This is a genomic window from Chryseobacterium sp. c4a (assembly GCF_009900745.1).
GTDB lineage: Bacteria > Bacteroidota > Bacteroidia > Flavobacteriales > Weeksellaceae > Chryseobacterium.
On the sequence record NZ_WXVU01000012.1, the window covers coordinates 23,412 to 42,672 of the forward strand.

Annotated in this window: 15 protein-coding genes, 1 tRNA gene and 2 pseudogenes; 7 read left to right on the forward strand and 11 right to left on the reverse strand. The window is 34.9% G+C overall.

Annotated features, from left to right (window positions below; all coding sequences use genetic code 11):
* Window positions 1-55: 55 nt before the first annotated feature.
* Window positions 56-2,389, forward strand: coding sequence for a TonB-dependent receptor (locus tag GTR01_RS15420; RefSeq protein ID WP_160138695.1), 2,334 nt, complete (start codon window positions 56-58; stop codon window positions 2,387-2,389).
* A gap of 3 nt (window positions 2,390-2,392) precedes the next feature.
* Complete coding sequence (locus tag GTR01_RS15425) at window positions 2,393-3,196, forward strand: DUF4249 domain-containing protein (RefSeq protein WP_160138696.1); 804 nt, start codon at window positions 2,393-2,395, stop codon at window positions 3,194-3,196.
* Between the two features lie 69 nt (window positions 3,197-3,265).
* On the opposite strand, the gene GTR01_RS15430 is transcribed toward GTR01_RS15425, so the two are convergent.
* A complete protein-coding gene (locus GTR01_RS15430) occupies window positions 3,266-3,991 on the reverse strand; it encodes a YoaK family protein (protein ID WP_160138697.1) in 726 nt (241 codons plus the stop codon).
* Between the two features lie 434 nt (window positions 3,992-4,425).
* Between GTR01_RS15430 and GTR01_RS15435 the strand changes: the two genes are divergently transcribed.
* Together GTR01_RS15435 and GTR01_RS15440 are read left to right on the forward strand one after the other, a co-directional pair.
* Window positions 4,426-5,112: a Crp/Fnr family transcriptional regulator gene (locus GTR01_RS15435; protein WP_160138698.1), complete on the forward strand. Its 687-nt coding sequence runs from the start codon at window positions 4,426-4,428 to the stop codon at window positions 5,110-5,112.
* Window positions 5,113-5,241: 129 nt separating this feature from the next.
* Window positions 5,242-5,658, forward strand: a complete 417-nt coding sequence (locus GTR01_RS15440) for a VOC family protein (RefSeq protein WP_160138699.1) — start codon at window positions 5,242-5,244, stop codon at window positions 5,656-5,658.
* 465 nt (window positions 5,659-6,123) lie between these two features.
* On the opposite strand, the gene GTR01_RS15445 is transcribed toward GTR01_RS15440, so the two are convergent.
* The 3 genes from GTR01_RS15445 to GTR01_RS15455 form a co-directional block, all read right to left on the reverse strand.
* Window positions 6,124-6,777, reverse strand: a complete 654-nt coding sequence (locus GTR01_RS15445; protein ID WP_185155136.1) for a response regulator transcription factor — start codon at window positions 6,775-6,777, stop codon at window positions 6,124-6,126.
* The gene (locus GTR01_RS15450; RefSeq protein WP_228452254.1) at window positions 6,777-8,465 is read right to left on the reverse strand and encodes a sensor histidine kinase; all 1,689 of its coding nucleotides are present in this window, start codon (window positions 8,463-8,465) and stop codon (window positions 6,777-6,779) included. The genes GTR01_RS15445 and GTR01_RS15450 overlap by 1 nt, the downstream gene beginning before the upstream one ends.
* Before the next feature lie 887 nt (window positions 8,466-9,352).
* Window positions 9,353-9,937, reverse strand: a complete 585-nt coding sequence (locus GTR01_RS15455; RefSeq protein ID WP_160138701.1) for a hypothetical protein — start codon at window positions 9,935-9,937, stop codon at window positions 9,353-9,355.
* A 304-nt stretch (window positions 9,938-10,241) separates the two neighbouring features.
* On the opposite strand from GTR01_RS15455, the gene GTR01_RS15460 reads away from it, so the two are divergent.
* Together GTR01_RS15460 and GTR01_RS15465 are read left to right on the forward strand one after the other, a co-directional pair.
* Window positions 10,242-10,326: transfer RNA gene (locus tag GTR01_RS15460), tRNA-Ser, on the forward strand.
* 281 nt (window positions 10,327-10,607) lie between these two features.
* Window positions 10,608-11,990, forward strand: a complete 1,383-nt coding sequence (locus tag GTR01_RS15465) for a site-specific integrase (protein WP_160138702.1) — start codon at window positions 10,608-10,610, stop codon at window positions 11,988-11,990.
* Between the two features lie 245 nt (window positions 11,991-12,235).
* Here the strand turns inward: GTR01_RS15465 and traN are convergent.
* From traN to GTR01_RS15490, 5 genes and pseudogenes are all read right to left on the reverse strand, one after another.
* Window positions 12,236-12,858, reverse strand: a pseudogene (gene traN / locus GTR01_RS24890) (conjugative transposon protein TraN); the annotation flags it as partial.
* Between the two features lie 18 nt (window positions 12,859-12,876).
* Window positions 12,877-13,017: pseudogene (gene traM, locus GTR01_RS15475) on the reverse strand (conjugative transposon protein TraM); the annotation flags it as partial.
* The gene (locus GTR01_RS24850; protein WP_160138703.1) at window positions 12,996-13,823 is read right to left on the reverse strand and encodes a DUF4099 domain-containing protein; all 828 of its coding nucleotides are present in this window, start codon (window positions 13,821-13,823) and stop codon (window positions 12,996-12,998) included. The pseudogene traM and the gene GTR01_RS24850, both read right to left, overlap by 22 nt.
* A 74-nt stretch (window positions 13,824-13,897) precedes the next feature.
* Complete coding sequence (locus GTR01_RS15485) at window positions 13,898-14,194, reverse strand: helix-turn-helix domain-containing protein (RefSeq protein WP_160138704.1); 297 nt, start codon at window positions 14,192-14,194, stop codon at window positions 13,898-13,900.
* 234 nt (window positions 14,195-14,428) lie between these two features.
* Window positions 14,429-15,271 (reverse strand): RteC domain-containing protein, encoded by an 843-nt coding sequence (locus GTR01_RS15490; RefSeq protein ID WP_160138705.1) that lies wholly within the window; start codon window positions 15,269-15,271, stop codon window positions 14,429-14,431.
* An 838-nt stretch (window positions 15,272-16,109) separates the two neighbouring features.
* Here GTR01_RS15490 and GTR01_RS24895 point away from each other — a divergent pair.
* Entirely contained in the window at window positions 16,110-16,364 is a 255-nt protein-coding gene (locus tag GTR01_RS24895) for a T9SS type A sorting domain-containing protein (RefSeq protein ID WP_410492603.1), read from the forward strand.
* 136 nt (window positions 16,365-16,500) lie between these two features.
* Here the strand turns inward: GTR01_RS24895 and GTR01_RS15500 are convergent, their stop codons facing one another.
* Together GTR01_RS15500 and GTR01_RS15505 are read right to left on the reverse strand one after the other, a co-directional pair.
* The gene (locus GTR01_RS15500; protein ID WP_160138706.1) at window positions 16,501-17,016 is read right to left on the reverse strand and encodes a hypothetical protein; all 516 of its coding nucleotides are present in this window, start codon (window positions 17,014-17,016) and stop codon (window positions 16,501-16,503) included.
* A 24-nt stretch (window positions 17,017-17,040) separates the two neighbouring features.
* Window positions 17,041-18,741 (reverse strand): hypothetical protein, encoded by a 1,701-nt coding sequence (locus GTR01_RS15505; protein ID WP_160138707.1) that lies wholly within the window; start codon window positions 18,739-18,741, stop codon window positions 17,041-17,043.
* Window positions 18,742-19,261: the final 520 nt, after the last annotated feature.

Below are 19,261 nucleotides of genomic sequence, written 5' to 3' on the forward strand. Positions count from 1 at the left end.
ACAATAAACTCCACTACAATATAGAAGAGATCTACTACTTTTTTAATAAAAACTAATGCAAACATCTTTTTTCAAAATTACAGCCGCCACTGCTGCACTCTGTTTCAGTACTCTGGTGATGGCCCAACAGCAAACCCGCTCTGTAAGCGGAACAGTGAAGGATAAAAAAAACGGCGAATTGCTGATTGGTGTAACGGTAAAAGTAAGCGATGATCCTTCGATTAACGTTGTAGCCAATGAATATGGGTTCTATTCCCTCTCTCTTCCGGAAGGTGATCACACCATAATTATTTCCTATCCGGGTTACAAAGATTTTGAACAGCAGATCAAAGTTGATCAAAACATCAAGCTGGATCTTTTCCTCAATCAGGAAGAGCAGAAATCCAATGCCATCGATGAAGTGGTGGTTTCGGGGGTAAAAAAGGATAAGAATCTTTCAAGCGCCCAAATGGGAACGGAGACCTTAAATATCAAAAATATAGAGAAACTTCCTGTATTGTTTGGAGAAAAGGACGTTATGAAGACCATACAGCTTCTTCCGGGTATCAAAAGTAATGGTGAAGGAAGCAGTGGATTCAGTGTGCGAGGCGGTGCTACAGACCAGAACCTGATTTTGCTGGATGAAGCTCCTGTGTATAATGCTTCACACTTACTTGGTTTCTTTAGCACATTTAACAGTGATGCTTTGAAGGATGCCAGCATTATCAAAGGAAACAGCCCGGCACAATATGGAGGTCGTCTTTCTTCGGTAATGGATGTGAAAATGAAGGACGGAAACAACAAAAACTACAATGTAAACGGTGGAATCGGCCTCATTAGCAGCAGGCTGAGTGTAGAAGGCCCACTTCAGAAAGAAAAGTCCTCATTTATTGTATCAGGGAGAAGAACCTATGCGGATTTATTCCTTAAATCTTCTAAAGATTATAAAGACAACAAATTATATTTTTATGACCTTAATCTGAAAGCCAATTATCAGATCAATGAAAATAACCGTATCTATCTTTCAGGATATTTCGGAAGAGATGTCTTAGGATTGGGAGATACATTCAATACCGATTGGGGAAATACTACGGCAACATTACGATGGAACAGTATTATCAACAGCAAATTGTTTTCCAACACCTCTTTCATTTACAGTAATTATGATTACAAGATCAGCCTGAAAAATAATGAAAGTGAGTTCAATTTAAATTCAAAGATACAGGACTGGAATCTTAAGCAAGACTTTACCTGGTTTGCAGGAAATAAACATTCCGTACGTTTCGGTCTGCAATCTATTTACCATACTTTAACGCCAAGCAGCGCCTCCGGAACGATTGTCAATTCTTATTCAAGAAATCCGAGATATTCTTGGGAGAATGCTTTATATATTAATGATGATTTTAAAGCAACAGAAAAACTTACCATCAATTATGGGATGAGGCTTTCATTATTCAGTGTATTGGGTGGAGATACTTTCAATACCTATGAGAACGGAGCGCTTACAGGAAGTCAGTATTTAGAAAAAGGAAAATTCGGTAAAACCTATACCAATCTTGAACCGCGTATTACAGCCAATTATCGAATCAATGATGTGAGCAGTGTGAAAGGAGGATACTCCAGAAACACCCAAAACCTTCACCTTTTAAGCAACAGCAGCAGTGGAAATCCTACCGATCAGTGGATTGGAAGCAGCTATTCGGTAAAACCTGAAATTGCGGATCAGATCAGTGTAGGATACAGCAGAAATTTCAATAATAACAATTATGAAGTGAATGCAGAGATCTATTATAAATCCATGCAAAATCAGATCGACTTCAAAAATGGCGCTCAGATTGGTTTCAGTACTGCAGCAGATGTAGAAAGTGAATTACTATTTGGAAAAGGAAGAGCTTATGGACTTGAGCTTATTGCCAAAAAGAAAAGTGGAAAGCTAACGGGCTGGATCTCCTATACTCTATCTAAAACGGAAAGAAAGATCGACGGAATCAATGATAACCAATGGTATAATGCCAGAATGGACAAAACCCATGATCTGTCTATTGTAGCTACTTATCAGCTTAATCCAAGATGGACTCTTTCCGGATTGTTCCTTTACAGTACAGGAAATGCAGTAACTTTCCCTGTTGGGAAATATGAACTTAACGGGCAGACCATCTTCCAATATAACAGCAGAAATGCTGACAGAATGCCTGCTTATCACAGAATGGATCTTAGTGCTACTTATGAACCGGAATCGAATAAGCGTTTCCGCGGATCATGGACATTCGGAATTTATAACCTGTATGGTCGTGAAAATGCCTACACTATTACTTTTGAAGACAATCCAAATAATCCAGGAACAACCCGTGCTATGCAGACATCCCTATTCCGATGGGTACCTAACATCACTTACAATTTCAAATTTTAAATCATGAAAAAAACATTCTTTATCATATTATCTGCATTGGCATTCACTTCTTGTGAAAAAGAAATTGATCTGGATCTGACTGATCAGAGCGGAAACATTGTCATTGAAGGAAATGTCACTGATACTAAGGGGTCATATACCGTAAAGATCACAAAGTCTGTTGGCTTTGCACAACCCAACCAATATCCGGCTGTTACAGGAGCTCAGGTTATTTTAAGTGATAACACTGGGCAGACAGAAACGTTGGAATATGCTGGCGGAGGGGAATATAAAACGAGTACATTTACGGGAGTTCCGGGAAGAACCTATACGCTTAAAGTATCGGCAGAAGGAAAACAATATACTGCTCAAAGTACAATGCCTCAGGCTGTGGAACTGGAAGGTCTTGTACAGGATACCTTTATGTTCGGGAGTAAGAAAACCTATACGCTTCTCCCTGTATTTACAGATCCTTCAGAATTGGGCAATCGCTATCTTTTCAGTTTTACCATCAATAATTTAACTAAAAAATATATCAGTGTACTTTCTGATAATTTAAATAACGGATTACCCAATCAATGGACTTTAGGGCTTCCTAATGATGACAATAAAGGCAGAGATCATGAAGTGGTTGCTGGAGATGTCATTCGCGTTGAAATGCAGTCTATCGATACCAATATATTTACGTATTACAGTGCATTGCTTAAAATATCGGAAGGTTATGGAGGCAGTGTTACTCCGGCTAATCCGCCAAGTAATATCAGTAACGGTGCTTTAGGATATTTCTCCGCACATACGGTAAGATCTCTTGTTACACAGATTCAATAAACTTTCTATCATTACAATAAAAACGGTTATTCCAATATGCTGGTGTAACCGTTTTTTTATACGGGTATATTATCTCAATTTTCGTTTTAGTGCATAATATCTGTATAAAAAATTATCGTATCGGATGATCCCAAAAAGCAATCCTGCTGCCAGCAATAATGTCTTCAGGTTTATCATCTTATAAAGGAAACCTCCGATGATACATCCGGAAAAAAAACAAGCTATAACAAGTAGTTTAAGAGCTATATTCTTTTTAAGCTGTCTGTACTCACTTTCTCTTTGCTTAAAAAATAATTTTGACAACTCTATTCCTAAATCTGTAAAAATCCCCGTGAGATGGGTAGTTCTTACTACAGACTGAGAGACTCTCGTAACCAAAGAATTCTGAGTTCCCATTGCAACCAGTAAAAGCCCTGCAATCATGAACGCTGATATTGAGATCTTCAATATTTTAATGTCTGATAAACCTACAAATCCTAATATTAAAATCTCAATCAATAAGGGAATTAGGTGAGGTCTTAATCTTTTGTGACGGGAAGAGAGTTCAACAATAAAGCTTGAACAGAATGCACCTGTCAGAAAACAGATAATTAAAATGAGATAAACAAAGGCATTGCTGTAATTTCTAAGAAAGACCTCTTCCGAAAAGAAGGCAAAATGTCCTGTTATATTTGTAGTAAGAATTTTACTTGATAAGACTCCTACAATATTCACTATTCCGGCGACAAAAGAGAGTGCTGATGCCAGTTTTATATTATGAAAATAAGTCCTGTTTTTCCCTATATGTCTGAACATATCAATACTTTAATCTCTTCCAAAAACTATACTTAAAATATTTTGTTTTATAGGTTCAGCCAAAGGAGTATTCCACTTCAAAAAAATAATCCTTAAAAACAACTGGATAAAATAAATAAGTAAAAAAAAATAATTTAGAAATGTCAGCAACTGCTGTGAAAAACATGTCAACTTAAATTTTTATCCAGTGCTCTTAATATTCTTAAAATATCATTCGGGAAAGTAATTGTTTTGAAACACCATTATCCTTTATTTATCGGGATTTACAGCTGGCTTTCACTTGTATAAGCTTCTATAATTCCCAATTCAAAATCTATTTTATTACTTTTGTAAAATTAATTCGTTCAGGCAAGAAATCCGGTGATTTAGATCAGTTTAAAATGTGATTTAAGTTACAAACTGAACGTTGATGCATTAGCCTTCCTATAAAAATTATGATCTCAAAATTTATTTTCAACAATCAGTATCTTTTTGATGAACTTCCTGAATATGATCAGGATTTACTCCTCAAAGCCATGAGAACCAAAAATTATCGTAAAAATGAGGCTATATTCACGGATGGTACTAAGCCTAATGGTATTTACTATCTTAATGAGGGGAAAATAAAAAAATACAAAGTAGATAATGATGGCAGGGAACAGATCATCTATATCTACAGTTCAGGAGAGTTTTTCGGATACTCAGCTATTTTGAGCCAGGAATCATATGGAGATACCACTTCTACTCTTGAAAATTCTGTCATCTCATTTATCTCAAAAGACAGCTTTCTGGAAATTCTTAGCCAGTCTTCTGTATTTTCAAGACTTTTATTAAAATCTTTGAGCCATGAATTTAGTGTAATGGCTAACCTTATTGCAGTTTTATCTCATCGTACTGTTCGAGAGCGAGCTGCCTTAAGCTTATTGATTCTTCACGACAAATATAAATCCAACGATACTCCTGAAGATGAAGTATTGATTTCCCTTTCTCGTGTAGACCTTGCCAATATGGTAGGAACTGCCAGAGAAACACTGGCACGAATTCTCAATGATTTTAAGCAGGAAAAGCTCATCAAATCGGAAGGACGAAAACTACGAATCCTTGATTTTAAACAGTTAATTCATATTGCTAATTTTTATTAGCCATCTACGGTTTCTATGTAAGCTAATCATTTTATACAAAAATAAATTCCATTTCAAAAATCCTACTGACATCCTATTGTCATATATCACGCTTAATTTTGTATCAAATTATTTTAAATACAAGATTATATGAAATTAATGTCATTAAGAATCATTACAAAAGACATCAAACAGTCCGTTATGTTTTATGAAAAAGCAATGGGATTAACTGCCCAATGGTATACGGAAGACTTTGCTGAACTTGCTACTCATTCTATTACCATTGCTATAGGAAGTACTCGTACCATGAAAATGTTTGGAGGTGAGCACCTTGCTGAATCCAAAGGTCAAATAAGTACCATCATAGAATTTCTGGTAGATGATGTAGATGCTGAATATAAAAAGATTAAAAACTTGACAGATCATATTGTACAGGAGCCCACGACCATGCCTTGGGGAAATCGTTCACTCTTGTTCTGTGATCCGGATGGAAATCTGATTAATTTCTTCGCTCCCGTAAGCCCTGAAGCTATTCAAAAGTTTAATAAAGTGGAAACTCAGAAGTAACAATTTTTATTTCTTTTCCATTTTTTGCTGAAAACAAAACATCATAAAAAAAAGGAGGCTTTACTGCCTCCCTTTTCTTTTGTACTAAAACCGAACCTTGAATTTCTTTATGTTAATTTGTGTTTTTTTTTCTTTTTCTCATTTGTTTTTTTCAAGAAATCCACATGTAAGGCCATTCATACACTTTTGTATTAATCTCATCACTTGTTAATTCATTTTCATCACTTGCGTTTTAAATAATTATAGTTTATTATTCTTATAATTATTTCAATTTACCGGCTTTAATGAAGTGAAAAAACTAAAAAAAGCATTAGCAATTCATTTGGTAAATTTTATACTACAAAGTAACGACATCGCAGGATAATATCATCTATAAACCCCGTAGATACATATCGGACGTGATATAGATTTTTATCGATAAAATGAATTAAACAATGAAGAAACTCAGAATAGACCTACTGAATCCTATATTTTATGATGTGTTTTAATAAGATCGATAAGCTCTACAATATTTTCTATTTTTAGCTTCTCAAAGATATTTTTTTTAATCGTACTCACTGTATTTTGCTTTATATTTAAATTATTCGCAATTTCCAGATTTCCATACCCTTCTGCATACATTTCTGCAATCTGCAGTTCTCTTTTGGTTAAGCTGCTTAATGGGCTTATTACATTTGGATTGTAAATAAACTGTACTAATAAATTTCTTGTAAGATCAGAGAAATATTCTCCTTTTTGGATAAAGCTCAAAATAGCTTCTCTCACTTCTTCCTCCTCACTCAGTTTGCTCAGATACCCATTGGCTCCGGCTTTTATAAATTTTAGTGCATACAAATCTTCTTCAAGCCCCGTGAAAATAAGGATCTTGATATCAGGATTTGCAGTTTTCATTTGTGGTAAAACATGCAGACTGTTTCCTTCGGGAAAATGTGCATCAATAATGGCCATTTCAATTCCCCTTGTTTCTATCAGTTCTACTGCTTGTTGTAAAGATGAAGAATGATAGACTTTAGCATTGGGAGCAATATCACTAATAACAATCTCCATTCCTTGTCTTACAATACTGTGGTCATCGGCTAAAAGGAATACAATTTCCCTGTTTTCAATTGGCATTTCCATTATTTATTATTGATATTTAAATTGATTCTGAATGTCACCTGTGTTCCTTTATGCAACTTACTGGAAACTGATATTTCGCCATCAAAAAGCTCTACAATTTCTTTAACAAGATTCAGTCCTAATCCTACTCCAAGGTTATCTACTTCATCTGAAACAGTTCCCTGATAGTAAGGATCAAAGATCTTTTTCAAATCAGACTCGGAAATTCCTACTCCGGTGTCTGCTACTGTTGTGATCAATGTAATCTTATCAGTACCTAGAGGTTCTGTTGTCATCGCAAGATCCACTTTCCCGTTTTCGGTATATTTATTTGCATTCCCAAGAATATTCATAAAGATCTGATTGATTCTGATATTATCAGAGAACACCTCTACTCCTTCAGGAATTCTGTCCGTTACTGCAAATTTATTATTTCTAGTCTCCAGATAAGGAGAAATTACTTTTACAATAGAACCGATCTCGTCTTTAAGGTTAAAAACAGATTGTATAAGTTTTTTCTCGGCATCCTGGTTCTTGGTATATTCCAAAATCTGGTTAGACTGCAAAAGCAAAGTACTATTGGTAAATTTAATTGATTTCAGATAATCTTTTATAGTTTCATCTCCTGTTGTTCTGTAAATCTTGTCAATAAAAATATTAACGATTTTCAATGGAGATCTTAAATCGTGGCTCAACATTCCCAATATTCGGTTCTTGAAATTCAGGTTGTTTTTGATCTCTTTATTGGCTGCATCAAGTTTTCTTTCATAAATGAAGGCAACTCTTGTAAAATACATGATCAGAATGGATACGATAAACATTAAAATCATCAATCCAAGTACCAGATATCTTCTGATCTTATTGTTATCAGAACTTTGTTTAGTATATTCTTTTTCAAGTTCGGTTTTGAAATCTTTAATGGCATTTTCATACACATCAATCAGTCCGTTACTATACACTAATAGTTTACTGAAATTACTGTAAAACTGCATATTCTCACGCTGATTTTTTACAGCAAACTGTTGCGCTTTCTTTACTTCGGCAGCATAATGTTTATCCATCGACTTTAAAGCCTTATCCATTTCATCCTTTACGTTAGAAATGTCTATGGTTTTATGATTCGTTAAAGTAATGACTGTACTTTCCTTCTGAACATTTACCTTCCCTGTTATGGCATCTTTTAAACGTCCCATAAACCCTTTTTTCTTGATGGTATCAGCATAGGTGTGCGTCTGTACGCTTAAATTCTCAAAGTCGTTCTTATATTTTGCAGGCTCGTACTGCTTATCCTCTATTTTTGTAGGAGGCTTCAAAGAGGTTTCGTATACAGAATCAATAAGCGATTTCAGCTTAGTGACCTTCATGGTATCCATTTTTTTCTGAGCCAGACTTTTTTTCAGCCTTGGGCTTGTATTTTCATACTCCCCGATCTTATCAAAATTCTTTTTAAGTTTTCTTAATGATTCGAAATAAAGCTGCAGATCTTTATTATCCTGGCTCACCATGTATCTTTGGAGATGCTCTTGTGCATCCAGAAAATCCTTTCTTGAATTATCTGTAAGACCACCCAAAGCTCTGCTCTCTTCCAGCTGAGTCTTTATAAACTGCAGTTTTTTCTCATTTACAAACTCATTGTAAAAGAATACACCTATAATAACCTGTATCAATAAGATACACAGAATCAATGAGTAATGAACAACCTTTCTCAATTTGAAATTTAAGAATTTATATTTCATATCTACTGCCAGCTAAATTAACCCTCTATTTTTCTAAGTCTCTTTTATTAGTTTTAAACAATATAATATTATTAATAAAAATTTAATAATGTCAAAATATCATTCAATTTACAAAGTTAATTTAATTTTTGTCTATATAATAATATAAAATAAATGATAAAACAAGGTAAATAAGATCCTATTTTATATCAAAAAGCCTATAAAACCTCAGTTTTTCATTAATGTAAATCTATTTTTTTAGAATACATGTAAAAAAAAGACTCTGTTCAAAATATTTTCAAATATGATTTTTTAGGGATTGGGACATTCAATTATCGGACAACATTATTATGATTAGTACTAAATATTGAATCTCTCCGCCCAGCTACTCTTCAATCCACACACAAAAAGCCGCAATACTCCATTAGATTGTAATCGATTGATTTTTAAATCCTTTCAACTGAAGAGCCAGTGTATTTTTATTATAGCTCTTTTATTCTTTCCACATGCTTCTTTTGTACAAGTTCACTTCGGGCTGATCCTAAAAAAATCTGAAGGGGCAAAGAAGTACTTCTAACTTCCATGTAAATTCATTAAACAAATGTTTCTTACCTGAAATATCAACGGCCAAGATAATGTCCTCGTCCGCCGAAAAAAATGTGATATTTTCTGTATTTAAAAAGTAACTCCCCTGATGTAAGATAATGGCAAAGCGTTTTTTTATAGTTTTTCTCCGGCTTATCATTCAAAACTATTATAACAGGAATGCTTTATTCAAGGGAAAATCAAGGAATTTAGAGAATAAATGACACGCAAAGTAAATACAAAAAAGCTCTGACTTATCTTCATAAATCAGAGCTCTATATTGTGATATGATAATATTATAAACTAACGTTATCTAAAAACTTTTTTAAGTCTTCAAGAGAGATGTTGGTTCCGGAAGCTACTACTCCATACCTGTTTCCTTCCAGATACTGAATGCTTGTCATTTTATCATTTTCGTACATACTATGATCAAAATAAACCAGCCATCCTTTATAGCTTTTGATATTGGTTTTATCTTCCGGCTCTTCCACTGCCTTTAATTCCAGATAGCTTAGAAGGTTTCCTTTTACCGACTCAGCTCCGGCTCCGGCTCCATCTGTTACCATTAAATAAACATTTTGAGTTCCTTTAGTATAGTTTGCTGTAGCATACGACCCTGTTTCTTTATCTTCAAAAGCAGTCACTTCTGTAAGCTTAAAACCATTGATCTCTTTTTTAAATTTAGCTTTAAAGTCATTAGAACTGATTGGTTTTAGTTTCTTTAGCTCTTTAGCCAGATTCTCCACTTTTAAGGAATCAGAATTGTCTTGTATATATTCTGCAGCTGTTGCCAAAGGCTGATTCGCTAGAGCAACATGAGATCCCAAAGTGAATGTTAATCCAATACTTAAAATACCTGCTCCCAGATAAGATAATTTCATAAATAATTAATTTTTTTAGTCCGACAAGGATTGCAAAAAATACACCAAATCAAGAATTCAGAGAGTAATTTGTTTTTTTACTTCAATTTCTTTCGAAAAACACAGCTTATTTTCTTTTAAAAACAGGATTAACAGGAGAAAAGCAGAATACTTTTACCCATTTTAGAGAAACTAATAAAAATAATCAATCTGATTTTTAACCGATTATTAAGTTTTGTTAAAATTTATATTGAAAAAGTTTTGCAGAAATTAAAATTCGTTCTATATTTGCACCACTGAAAACAACGATATAATCGGAGTTTAAGGAGAGTTGGCAGAGTGGTCGATTGCGGCAGTCTTGAAAACTGTTGACTGTAACAGGTCCGGGGGTTCGAATCCCTCACTCTCCGCAAGATGCGAAAACGAAAGTTTTCAAAAAGCATAAAAAAATGGTTAAAACCTGCAAAATCAATGATTTGCAGGTTTTTTTTATTTGTAGCAATCGCTAAACTTTTTAAAAACACTCATAATTTTTGTGGCAAAATCATGGCAATTTTCAAAAAATCAAAAATTGCCACAAAATTGCCACAAATAAAATCATAAAAATCTGATTTACAACAAGTAAATTAGATTAACAACTTGATTACTTTAAGCTTTAGTTCGACATTAATAACTCTTAAAATGTGTAATTATGTTAGAGCAAAGTTATGGACTCTCCTACTTCTTAAAGAGTTCGAAAAACCAAAGTACGACAGACCGCTACGTTTATATTAGGATAACCGTAGATGGAATTCCTAAAGAAACCTCTACTAAAAGACAATGGGATTCTACCAGATGGAACCAGAAGACGGAAAAAGCAATTGGCACTAAGGAGGACGCCAGAGCACTTAATTCTTTCCTGGAGACACTGACCAATAAGATCAATAATTTTAAGACCGAACTTTTAAACAGTGATACTCCTATATCCTCTGTTGACCTTATTAATTTTGTCAGTGGCAATTACAAGAAAAGAAATACGGTGCTTGAAGAATTTCAGGAGCACAATGATGAGATCGAGAGCCTGATTGAATCAGGAGAATACTCCAAAGGTACACATGATAGATATATTACTGCCCGAGCACATGTTAAACAGTTTATCGAGTACAAATACAAAAAAAGTGATCTGTCATTTGGCGCACTAAATTACTCTTTTGTTAAAGATTACGATCTATTTCTGAAAACTGTCAGAAAATGTTCCAATAATACCTCGCTTAAGTACATCAGCAATTTTAAGAAAATAGTTTTGCGTGCAGTGGCTAAAGAGTATATCCCCAAAGATCCATTTAAGTTGTTTACAGGAAAAAAAACAAAAATCAAAAAGAAACCACTTACTAGGGCAGAGCTAAAACGTTTAGAAAGTAAAACCTTTACATCAAAGCGGCTGGAAGTTGTCAGGGATATATTTGTTTTTCAATGTTATACAGGACTCTCATATATTGACGCCTACCAATTGACATGGGATTATATTAAAGAAGGAGACGATGGATGTATGTGGATAATGTCAAACCGACAAAAATCCAAATCAAACACTGATATTCCGCTCCTACCCAAAGCCATGGAAATCATAGCAAAATACTCCAATGATCCTATCTGCATCCAAAAAGGCACAGTATTACCGGCACGTTCCAACCAAAAAATGAACGAATACCTAAAAGAAATTGCTACGCTATGCGAAATCAATGATACATTAAGTACACATAAGGCCCGTCGTACATTCGCCAGTACTGTAACCTTGAACAATGGGGTATCCATCCATGTTGTCAAAGAGATGCTAGGGCATTATTCTGTTAAACAGACAGAAGAATATGCTATTACTGAACAGGCAACTATTAGTCGGGAAATGGAAATATTGAAGGGCAAATTAAGCAATAATTCCAGTTTGGAAAATATTGATACTAAATCGATTCTTACCCAGCTACAGCAGGAGCTTGAACAACTGAAGAATTTTGGAAAGGAATCAGATAACGATTCATTTTTACTTAGATGTATGGCATTCGATGCAATGTTAAATAAAGCAAAGCTAACAATGAGCTAAACTATTAAAACAAATAGAGTGTCAACAAGTTATATTGACACTCTATTTTTGTTATCATCTGAAATAGATATCCTGTAGTTCCACAATACTGCGATAACCAGGATGATACGAGGGTTTATATTTTATATACCCAAAATCCTGCAACTGCTTAAAATACTTGTGATAAGTGGGAATAGTATCTATATGGGACATGGTCATCAGCATACTTCTACTGACACGAATTATCCTGCTCTCGTTCTGTCGATATCGACAATCTTGAACGTGCAGAAATCTATGACAAAAGGAACATTTGATTTATTTTTTACTTCAGTATGGAAGTAGAATTTGCCATTATGAACATAAAGACCTTTTAATAGATACTGAATGCCATAAGCTTTAGAAGCAATGTGCCGGACATATCTCCTATTTTCGTGGTAGACCGTTTTGATTACAGCCTCTGTAAGTGATGGTGGATTAAATCCCAGCTCTTCAAATTGAACATTATTCACACTATTTCGTTCACCTTCCTGCTGCATTTTTTTTAAATCGTAACTTAATGTCAGCGGATCAGCATTGTAAAGCACATTGAAAGAATAAAATTTGCCATCTTCTGTTATGACGCTGAAGTTGGTTTCTTCCGTGAAGTCCCTTACTGCGGCTTTACCCTTAGCACATTCTGAGCATCTTCTGCCTTATCAGCTGAGAGATATTCTGAGCCAAGATCTGTATATCTGATAACCATAGGAAAAATAAGATGCGTTGTTTTATTATAAGTAACTTCAAGACGATAGGGTTCCACCCTTCCCGTCTCTAAGGACTGCTGTCCAAATGTCTTAAAGAATAGTCCCGCAAACAGGACGATCACAAGTATTTTCTTGATTGATTTCATTTTGTCGTTTTTTTATAATTACTTTTTCGCCACCAGCAAAACCTGATGACCAGCTTTCAGCGTTACTTTCATTGTCCGCAATTTCTTGGAAAAATATCCCGAAACTCCCTGCATCAATCCCCTGCTAAGATCCCCGACTATCTGCTGTCCCGCAGAGCGGAGGTTGGTTCTCCACCTTCATAATTAGTTATTTCAACTACGCGTCCCATATTGCCGGTTTTGAGCAGATTTTGCTTATCTTCATCAGTGAATTTGTGCCCAAAGAAAGGCGATTCCAGATCAGGTTTATACCTTACGAAATTCATCATGATCTGCACCTTGTCATCAACCTGTCTCAGGGCAAGTCGGGCGTCTCCTTTTAATGGTGCTCCATCAATATTGGCTGCTAATGTAAATACACGGTCAGTCTTATAGCCTTTGAGAAGTTTATCCAGCTGTCCTGTTTTTTCCAGTAACTCCTGATTAAGACCAAATTCACGTGCTACTTTCCAGTCAATCTTGTTAACATCGTACTTGTACTCCTGCTTAACAGCATTTTCTCCATTGTTTGTTTCTTGTTTTGCTTCCATTTTTTCCTCTTGTTTTAGTTTATTGTCATACTTCACTTCCAGCGCATCCAGAAGTTTATTTCCTTCAGGTGTAGGATTGTCGATCGCAGCCTGTAATTTCTTAGCAATTTCATTCATATTGATTTCTGGTGCCTTGAAGAACCTAAATGACATAGGATCATTCAGCCTTCGCCAGAAATTTGAAAAAAAATTACTGATCGCATCACCTTTGTCCACACGCATAAAGTCCATCAGGTTTGATTTTTTTGGCTCTACAGTCTGTAGATTTCCTTCCTCATCAACTCCTTTTACTCCTTCTATTTTATTCTTTTTCTTATCCAGAACAAGCAGAATGTCGGATTGCGGTTCCAGTTTATCGGTCCCCTCTCCTCTCGTTTTTTCAATTTGTTGATCCATATAAAAATTTTAAATTCGGTTTGAAGGTAAAATGTAACTAAGGCAGTTCTTTCGCCGGTTCCTATTCAGACCTCTTATTGCCTAAGCTTTCCGCCGTTATAGCATTCGCGGATAAATTGATGGACATCAGAACTCTTGTAAAAGATCTTTCCGCTGATTGTAAAGTATTTGATCTTTCCGATGGTACGGTAACGTTGCAGACAACGGTAGGTGATCTTTAACATCTGCAACACATCCTGATTATCAAGCAGTTCCTCTCCGTCAATGCTCAGTCGCTTCTTCTCCCTGTTTTCTAAGTCTCCGGCGAGGATGTCTAAACGTTTCATGATACGATCCATCCAGGCCAAGAATTCTGATCTGTCTATATTCATAGCTATTTTTCTTTGGTCTATGAAGCAAAATTGACACTGATTTTCCAGCAGATTCCCACAGGGGAGCTACCCATATCATAGTCATATGAATATTTTTTTACTGATAATTCTATAGATTTAACATGATTTACAGGATACCAATCTGTCAGATATGACTAGTGCTGACCAACGATATGGATAAAAAATAAGGGCAATCATGTAGATCACCCTTATCAATTGGAAATTTGCAGTTTATCACAGTTCATTATCCATATATTGCTCTAATGAACTTTTTAAATGGTGCAGATATCTAGCCCTCTGCCCACCCCGAAACTTCATCTGATAAAAGGCATGATGAATATCTCCCAAGCTCACTTCAAAAATATCTTCAAACATCTCGCTTATTCTTCTTAATCCAATTTTACCATTAGAAACACTGCGGGAAATGTGCAGCGCATAAATGAGTTCGATAAGTGCATTTTTAGAATCTGCCCATGAAAACTCCGCATCTTCATTAATATCAACAAATGTATTTTCAGAAAAACTAGGTTTTGTGAATTTGGAAGACAGATACGACTGGAGCAATTCATACGATATAATCCGTGCGACCTTATAGTCATAAAAAGTAGAAAAGTCCCGGTCAACCTCAAAAAAGAAACTATCGATTGCATCAAAGTAATTGATATTACCCAGTCTAAAAAAGTATTCATCTTTATCAGTCCGGCCTGATCTGTAATAGCTGTAAAAATCGGATCCGGTAACATGTTTTTTATATTCCTTACTAAGAACTTTGATCTGTTCTGTATAATAAGCGTCTGTTAGGTCTGTATTTGTGGGACTGGAGGATTCTATACGGACAACCTTATTATAATAGATAAGTTTTCCCATAATATGGGGTTTAACATTCTTGAAGAAGCCGATCTCTTCCATAATGCTTTCAAAACCATTTGATACCATCTTTTCTTTTAAATCGATTAATGTTCGATCCAGATATGACACCATATGGTAGGCTTCATCTATGATACTTTTTTTACTCCGCGACACTTCTTTCTCCTCTTTTTCGATTGATAATAAAATGTTTCTATAAAATTGTTTCATGATGTTTATAATTTTTAAGTGAATAACCCTCACACAGCGTTTTTCTCTTGAAAATATATCTCGCATCATTGAGATACAAAATTAAATATACGATATATTGTTTTTCCCAATTGTTTAATTAATTCCTATTTAGTATTTGCAAGGAATTGATCATTATCCGTAGTTTTCAAACCAAAATTCGAAAATCTTATTAATTGCAAACTTTTCATGAGAGGTACTACAAATACCCAATTATGGTAACCTATCTCTTGATCCTCTTTATTATTATTCGTTTAACGAGAACATAAAAAAAGCAATTTCAGACTGGGATTTAAAAACTCGTCCTAATATGTCTATCCAATCCCCAATGGGGTATCTGGAAAAGCTGTAGACTTTACAACCGATCCAATAAGCAAAACTATCCTTACCGATGGTCCACATGTTTGACTAGTGTGGATAGTACAAATTATGATACAAACCCATTTTTCGGAATAGATGCTTTTAGATCAAGCATTAAAATGCGAGTAAAAAGACTCCAAATTGGAATAACATATAACGATACAGAAGCTATACCTGCACTATTTTGTCATACCCAAAATCATTTTTCAATAACTTATATTGCAGAAACAAATGGCTACAATAAGGTATGTGTCTATAAGAATGGAAATTTTTAAGGCTACAGTAAATCTAAAAACTATATGATTAATATAGCAAAATACATCTCTCAACATATAATACTAATATTGATGAACTTCCCATTTGCGATAGGATCCTCTCCAAGGATGAAATTGAGAGATTAACTTGCTCCTATGGGAAATTTGATGATTGTAACCAGGGGAGCACTACTCCTACAGCTAAAATTGTTCCTACGGAAACTGAAACCGTCACCGTCTCTCCCAACCCTAGTAACGGACAGATTCATCTTGATGGAAATACCATTTTGACCGATTCTAATATAACCATTGCCAACACATCAGGCAAAGAAATATACCGCTCAAAGTCTACTTCAAAAACTTTTGATCTTCAAACAACGCTGCCTGCAGGTATTTATATCCTCAATCTACAGACCAAGGATAAAAAAATACACTCCCGCAAAATTATCCTGACAAGATAGCATAATTGGTTTCTAAAAGTAGTAAGGCATCCTTTTTAGGGATACCTTACTTTTTATATCAACCCTAAAAATTAAGGTCTTAATATACTTAAATATGGTTAATATTAATATGAGTCTATATTTCCATATGCTATTATTATTTCCAAAAACTCCAAACCTGTCCATCAAACAAAGCAAAACTCTTACTATTTTGATCGTAACAAATAGTTCCAGGATAAGGATTAGGCATGTTTACGACATTAGAAACAGAAGGGAGGATTAAAGCTTTGTTTGGAGATTCCAATACCAAAGCACCTCCTGAAGCAGGTGACGAACCAGATCCTATGATGACATCATTCACTCCTACCGGCGGGGGTGTGGAAGCATTAAATGATACGGAACTCGTATTCCCCACATCTGTAAAATTTACGCTTCCCGAATTAGTAAAACCTACTATTATATTTTGATACATCATAATTGTTCCTGGTGAAGGGTTAGGATTTCTATTTGAATTAATAATAGGTATTATAATACCTTTATCTGACCCTATTGGAAAATCCATGATGCCACTGCCTCTTATTGTAGTCGTTTCTATTCCTATTTGCGCATTTAGAAGAGTTGAACAAATAATAGCAAGTAAACCAATACTGTTTTTTATATCTTTATTTTTCATTGGATTTTTGTTTTAATCTTTATCTTAATTATTACAGGCTCTTACCATACATTTCCACGTGCTTCCGTTATACAAACTATAACAGTTGGAAGAAGTATCATAAATTATCATTCCTTCTACAGGGGTAGAAATATTTGCCGGAGTCGTTCTGGTAATGACCATTCCCTCAGACCCAGATTCCAGTACAATGAAGCCATTTGGAATATTTTCAGGCCAGTTATTTTGTTTTGCACTGTATCCTGTTATTCCAATTTTGGTAAATGCAGTAGCAGGAGTTGTATTAGGCTCCCTTGTACAAAATGTAGTCCCCGTACCAAAAGAAATATATTTATCGCTTGGAAATTTGTAATCAAAAACGGCTACCCCTCCTGAAAAACTTATTGCAGGTATATACTGGACTTTTGTGTTAAGAGCAGCATCATCTGCCACTACCATATATATCCTGTTCAATGCTGTACCTGCCGGAATACCAGGATAAGAAGATAAATTTACCTGAAGATATGTTCTCCCTGTATCATTGGTTCGCTGTACACGCCAGATTCTTTGTATTCTATTGAAAGTAGAAGGGTTCGTCATCGCCGTCAAACCCGTGGCGGTGACATTGTTGTCACCCAATACCAAAAATGTTTTGTCTTGAGCAAAAGCAGTTCTTGTACCTGTTGCATTTGCAGAGCTAAAATCATTATCATTTGCAACAGTAAGAATTGTATTGGGATTTATGCTGCCTGATACTTTTTGATTCAGAGCAGAAGCATTATCTAATGCCAAGCCAAAGATATTGTTATTAAAAGTTGTATTTGTGGAAGAATTCCAGGAAATAGAGCCATCTGAAGTTAAATAATTCTGAGGTTGCTGTAGCGAAATGCCATATTTAATCGCTAAATAAGAACTCACTCTTTGTCTCTCGGTAGGTGTTTGGGTATCTGAATAAAGGATAAACTCTCCTATTCTGTCACCAGCCAAAGAAGTACTTCCATTTCCTCCGTCATTATCCATTAAGAGAACCATTCCTGGATAGTTTGCAGTAGAAGAGACATTATTTGAAGGCCCTCCATATGATAACCCATTATTATCAAAGAAATATTTCATATTCCCACCAGAAATGCTATTATAGTAAGATTGTATACTGGGAATATTGGTTCCTACCGTATTTATAGTATTACTGCCAAAAAACACATCTCCAGATTCTTTTTCGTTATAGAAGCTGGGTCTGTTTCCATAGGTTCCGTAAAAAGGAGACTGCCATATTCCCGCAGTAGTTGATGTATTCGAACTCTTTGTAGTTCCATTCATCACAAAAACAGTTCTATAGTTCGTTGCCGCTGTTCTTGACAGATGAATATAAGAAGTTATTGCGTTAGTAGTATTATTTGGAAAACCTAAAGGAAATTTATATCCAGACCGATACATATCTGTACTTACAATTTCTATAGCAGGGTTAAAATTGAAGCTTGGAATAGAAGAAGCTGTTTTATAAATAGGTCTTGCTCCAATTCCAGGATCGGCATAGTACCCTGCCATTCCCTGATTGGCTATTCCGTTTACACCACCTGCCTTTTGATTATTCCATAAAACAACTTGTGCATTGTTAGTCGTAGTTCCAGTACCAGCATCAGCTTTTACCCATATTTGCAAATTGGCTGAAACTCCCCCTGGAGACTGGCCCCAGGTAACCCCATTCATTGCCAGCAATAAGGGAATAATAAATTTTGTTTTCTTTTTCATAAGTGTTAAGGATTTAAATATTTCTTTAATTAATATTAATAGTGAAGTATTGATAGATACATTTCATCAAAATCCGAAGATATAAAAATTATTTTAGTTACAAATTAACACAAGCAATATCATTTATTAAAGATATAGCATACTACAAAAACCCTTCATGATAAAAATTTAACAATCTGAAAGCTATTTTATACTCAATTTTACGAATAACAATCATCCTACAAGAACCAGAATTGCTCTTAGATGGACTATACCACACTATACAAAATGCTTTTGTAAGGATTATCAATATAGACTACTTAATCTAAATCAAACCTGATCCCCTATCACCCATAAAAAAGAAACTATTGATTACATCAAAGCAATTAATATTACCCAGTCTAAAAAAGCACTGTTATCAATCCTGCCAAATCTGTAATAGCTTTATAAATAAAACCCAGCAACATGCTTTTTATATTCTCTATTAAGAACTTTTATCTGTTCAACATGATGGGTATCCGTTAAGTTAGTATTAGTAAAA

Excerpts from the sequence above, each read along its gene's own strand:
- GTR01_RS15455 (WP_160138701.1), bottom strand. The coding sequence starts at position 9,937 with ATGAAATTATCTTATCTGGGAGCAGGTATTTTAAGTATTGGATTAACA.
- GTR01_RS15435 (WP_160138698.1), top strand. The coding sequence starts at position 4,426 with ATGATCTCAAAATTTATTTTCAACAATCAGTATCTTTTTGATGAACTT.
- GTR01_RS15430 (WP_160138697.1), bottom strand. The coding sequence starts at position 3,991 with ATGTTCAGACATATAGGGAAAAACAGGACTTATTTTCATAATATAAAA.
- GTR01_RS15465 (WP_160138702.1), top strand. The coding sequence starts at position 10,608 with ATGTTAGAGCAAAGTTATGGACTCTCCTACTTCTTAAAGAGTTCGAAA.
- GTR01_RS15490 (WP_160138705.1), bottom strand. The coding sequence starts at position 15,271 with ATGAAACAATTTTATAGAAACATTTTATTATCAATCGAAAAAGAGGAG.
- GTR01_RS15420 (WP_160138695.1), top strand. The coding sequence starts at position 56 with ATGCAAACATCTTTTTTCAAAATTACAGCCGCCACTGCTGCACTCTGT.
- GTR01_RS15445 (WP_185155136.1), bottom strand. The coding sequence starts at position 6,777 with ATGGAAATGCCAATTGAAAACAGGGAAATTGTATTCCTTTTAGCCGAT.
- GTR01_RS15440 (WP_160138699.1), top strand. The coding sequence starts at position 5,242 with ATGAAATTAATGTCATTAAGAATCATTACAAAAGACATCAAACAGTCC.
- GTR01_RS15425 (WP_160138696.1), top strand. The coding sequence starts at position 2,393 with ATGAAAAAAACATTCTTTATCATATTATCTGCATTGGCATTCACTTCT.
- GTR01_RS24850 (WP_160138703.1), bottom strand. The coding sequence starts at position 13,823 with ATGGATCAACAAATTGAAAAAACGAGAGGAGAGGGGACCGATAAACTG.
- GTR01_RS15500 (WP_160138706.1), bottom strand. The coding sequence starts at position 17,016 with ATGAAAAATAAAGATATAAAAAACAGTATTGGTTTACTTGCTATTATT.
- GTR01_RS15505 (WP_160138707.1), bottom strand. The coding sequence starts at position 18,741 with ATGAAAAAGAAAACAAAATTTATTATTCCCTTATTGCTGGCAATGAAT.
- GTR01_RS15485 (WP_160138704.1), bottom strand. The coding sequence starts at position 14,194 with ATGAATATAGACAGATCAGAATTCTTGGCCTGGATGGATCGTATCATG.